2 protein-coding genes are annotated in these 3,216 nt (G+C 63.7%); one reads left to right on the top strand and one right to left on the bottom strand.

The features are described from left to right. Positions 1 to 2,489, bottom strand: a 2,489-nt coding sequence (gene secA, locus HMPREF9440_RS04870) for a preprotein translocase subunit SecA (RefSeq protein ID WP_040763710.1), incomplete at its 3' end; no start/stop codon positions are given. 250 nt (positions 2,490 to 2,739) lie between these two features. On the opposite strand from secA, the gene HMPREF9440_RS11660 reads away from it, so the two are divergent. Beyond that, positions 2,740 to 3,216: hypothetical protein (locus HMPREF9440_RS11660; protein ID WP_008542044.1), on the top strand; the 477-nt coding region annotated here is incomplete at its 3' end.

Genomic DNA, 3,216 nt, shown 5'->3' with positions numbered 1-3,216 from the left:
TGCATCAGGACCGACACCAGCGTTTCGCGGATCTGGTCCAAAAGGCGCTCGAACATCCCGAAGGCTTCGCGCTTGTATTCCTGCTTGGGCTGCTTCTGCGCGTAGCCGCGAAGGTAAATCCCCTGACGGAGGGCGTCCAACGCCGCGATGTGCTGACGCCAGAGCTGGTCGAGAACTTGGAGCAGCACCGAGCGCGCAAAGTTCCCGAAGGCTTCCGCACCCACGAGCGACTCCTTCGCTTCGTAGAGCGCGTTCACTTCCTTGATGAGGGCTTCCAGAAGATCCTCGTCCGTCGTCGTTTCCGACTTATCGAGCATCTCGCGGAAGGGCATCGTGATGTTGAAGTCGTTCTGGAGCTTCGCCGTGAGGCCGTCGAGGTCCCACTGCTCCTCCACGGTTTCCGCCGGCACGTAGCTGCGGAAGAGGTCCGTGAAGTAGCCTTCGCGCAGGTTCTTGAAGAGGTCCGAGCAGTCGGAGGCTTCGAGAATCTCGTTGCGGAGCCCGTAGATTTCGTGACGCTGGTCGTTCTGGACGTCGTCGAATTCAAGGAGCTGCTTGCGGATGTCGTAGTTGCGGCCTTCGACCTTGCGCTGGGCCGACTCGATCATGCGGGTGAGCATCTTCGATTCGATCGCGACGCCTTCTTCCAGGCGCAGCTTGTCGGCGATCGCACGCATGCGCTCGCCCCCGAAGATGCGCAGCAGCTGGTCTTCCATCGAGAGGTAGAAGCAGGAGCTCCCCGGGTCGCCCTGACGGCCGGAACGGCCGCGGAGCTGGTTGTCGATGCGTCGGGATTCGTGACGTTCCGACCCGATGATGCGAAGGCCCCCGGCCGCCACGACTTCGTCGTGGAGCTTCTGCCACTCGGCCTTGACGGCTTCGATCTTCGCGGCGCGTTCTTCTTCCGAGAGCGTCTCGTCGTTGCGGATGGCGTCCACGGCCTTGTTGATGCCGCCGCCCAAGACGATGTCGGTGCCGCGGCCCGCCATGTTGGTCGCGATCGTCACCATGCCGGGACGGCCCGCTTCGAGGACGATCTGCGCTTCGCGCTCGTGCTGCTTGGCGTTCAAGACGTTGTGTTCGATCCCGGCGGCGGTGAGGAGCTTCGAGAGCACTTCGGAATTCTCGATCGACGTGGTCCCGAGAAGAACCGGCTGGTTCTTCTCGTGGCAGCGCTTCACGTCCTCGATGATCGCCGCGTACTTTTCCTTCACCGTACGGTAGACCTTGTCCTGTTCGTCGACGCGGATCATCGTGCGGTGGGTCGGGATCACGACGGTCTCCAGACCGTAGATGTCCTGGAACTCGTACGCTTCCGTATCCGCCGTACCGGTCATGCCCGAGAGCTTCTGGTACATGCGGAAGTAGTTCTGGAAGGTGATCGAGGCCATCGTCTGGTTTTCCTGCTGGATTTTGACGCCTTCCTTGGCTTCGACGGCCTGATGGAGGCCTTCAGACCAGCGGCGGCCGGGCATGAGACGCCCGGTGAATTCGTCGACGATGACGATTTCGCCGTTCTGCACCACGTAGTGCTGGTCGCGCTTGAAGAGCGTGTGCGCCTTCAGGCTCGCCATGAGGTGGTGCATGAGGATGATGTTCTTGGGGGAATAGAGCGTTTCGCCTTCGGCGACGAGACCGCGCTCGGCCAAAATGGCCTCGAGCTTCTCGTGGCCCGCTTCCGAGATGTAGACCTGGTGGGCCTTTTCGTCCACCCAGTAGTCGCCCTCGCCCTTCTCCTCAGCCTGACGGGTGAGGAGCGGCGGGATCTCGTTGATCGCGACGTAGAGGTCCGTGTTGTCGTTCGCCGGCCCCGAGATGATCAGCGGCGTGCGCGCTTCGTCGATCAGGATCGAGTCCACTTCGTCGACGATCGCGTAGTAGAGGCCGCGCTGACGGCGCTGGCGCACGTCGTATTCCATGTTGTCGCGCAGGTAGTCGAACCCGAACTCGTTGTTCGTGCCGTACGTGATGTCGGCCGCATAGGCCGCACGCTTTGTTTCGTTGTCCTGCTGCGTGAGGATCTTGCCGACCGAGAGCCCCAGCCAGTTGTAGAGGCGCCCCATCCAGTCCGCGTCGCGCGAAGCGAGGTAGTCGTTCACCGTGACGACGTGGCAGCCCTTGCCGGGAAGGGCGTTCAGGTACACGGCCAAGGTGGCGGTCAGCGTCTTCCCTTCGCCGGTGCGCATTTCCGCGATCTTGCCGTCGTTCAAGACCATGCCGCCGATCAGCTGCACGTCGTAGTGGCGCATGCCGAGCACGCGCACCGCCGCCTCACGCACGACGGCGAAGGCTTCGGGGAGCAGATCGTCCGTCGTCTCGCCCTTGGCGATGCGCTCGCGGAACTCCTGCGTCTTCGCCTGAAGCGCTTCGTCCGAGAGCGCCTTCATGGCGGGCTCGAGCTTGTTGATCGCCTCGCACTTGCGGCGATACTGCTTGATCAGGCGGTCGTTGCGACTGCCGAAGATTTTGGTCAGGATTTCATCAAACATGCTGATCTCTTACACGGCGGGGCGCGACGGCGCCGCGTGCGTGCGGTGCGTGCGTGAACCCGTCAACATGGGCGCTGCGTCGCCTCGGCTACACTACCCCCGTTTTCGGGTCGACTGCGCCGTGCGGAGCGAGGGAAACCTCGAGATTATCGCACAAGGCCGCAGGCGCCACGGCCGAGGCTTTCACACCTCTTCTTGACGAAGCCCGGAAACCGTAACAGGACACGTCCGCCGAAGGGATTTTTCATCCATGAGCTCTCCCCACGACTTCTCCCGCCGCCGCAAAAAGGGCTTCCGCACGCTCGAGCGCGTGGCGGAAGAGGGCCGCGGCGGCGCGGCCCCGCTCTTTCTTTCGTACGACCTCGCCCGCCGGGCGGGGAAAATCGTCGCCCCGATCCTGCGCCCCTTCGGGATGAGCCTCGACTTCACCGAGGGGCACGCCCGGGTGGAGAACGGGACGCTCATTCTCCTGACGCAGAGCGCGGCGCAGGCGAACCGCATCCGCAACCTCTCGACCCGCCTCCGGGTGGCGTTGTCGAACGACGGCCTTCCGATCTACGCGATCGAGTGCCGGGTGCTCCCGCAACACGCGAAGGAAGAAGCCCCGGAAGAGTCCGCCGGACCGGCGCGGCACCCCTCACGCACCGGTGCGGCCGCCCTGATGGCGCTGGCCGGCGACGTGAAGGACGAGGCGCTTCGCGAGACGCTCACGCGTCTCGCGAAGACC

Origin of the sequence: Sutterella parvirubra YIT 11816 (assembly GCF_000250875.1) — a bacterium.
GTDB classification, from domain to species: Bacteria; Pseudomonadota; Gammaproteobacteria; order Burkholderiales; family Burkholderiaceae_F; genus Sutterella; species Sutterella parvirubra.
This window is presented reverse-complemented; position numbering and strand designations above follow the sequence as displayed.